The sequence below is a fragment of the Neisseria sp. P0022.S009 genome, assembly GCF_051956675.1.
In the GTDB taxonomy this organism is placed as follows: Bacteria; Pseudomonadota; Gammaproteobacteria; order Burkholderiales; family Neisseriaceae; genus Neisseria.
Genome location: NZ_JBQCXE010000063.1, coordinates 1 through 460 on the forward strand (window position 1 = coordinate 1; position 460 = coordinate 460).

The 460-nt window shown below is 54.6% G+C and carries 1 protein-coding gene; it reads right to left on the minus strand.

The window, feature by feature from the left end; all coding sequences use genetic code 11:
• On the minus strand, window positions 1-460 hold a 460-nt coding region (locus tag ACTHUG_RS11450), incomplete at both ends, for a CoA-binding protein (RefSeq protein ID WP_440422293.1).

Here is a 460-nt window from a genome sequence, read left to right on the forward strand (position 1 = left end):
GTGTTCAGCAGATGGTTGATGTTGCGGCTGACAGTGCTGTGGCCGGTGAGTAATGCGATATGGCCGGCCGGATAGTCGGCTTGGGTGCCGATATTGAGATTGAGTGAGGGAAGTTGGCCGCCTGCGCTGTTACAAACGCTGATGTTTAATTCGTCGCCGTGATATTTTTGAATGATGGAACGGGCGTTTTTGCAGGATTCGGGCGGCAGGTTTTCCCAATTTTGGATCAGGATAATGTGGCGCAGGCCTTTTTTGCGGCAGGCTTTGAACAGTGTGTCGTAATGGTCGTGCGGGATGACGGCGACACCTAAGTCGGCCTGGCCTGGAATTTTGCTGAGGCTGGAGTAGGAAGGGAGTCCGGCGACGCTGCTGTGGCGGAGATTGACGGGCGTGATTTTGCCTTGATATGAGGAACCGAGCAGGTGGCTGCAAATGCGTTCACCAAGGCTGTGTGGACGTT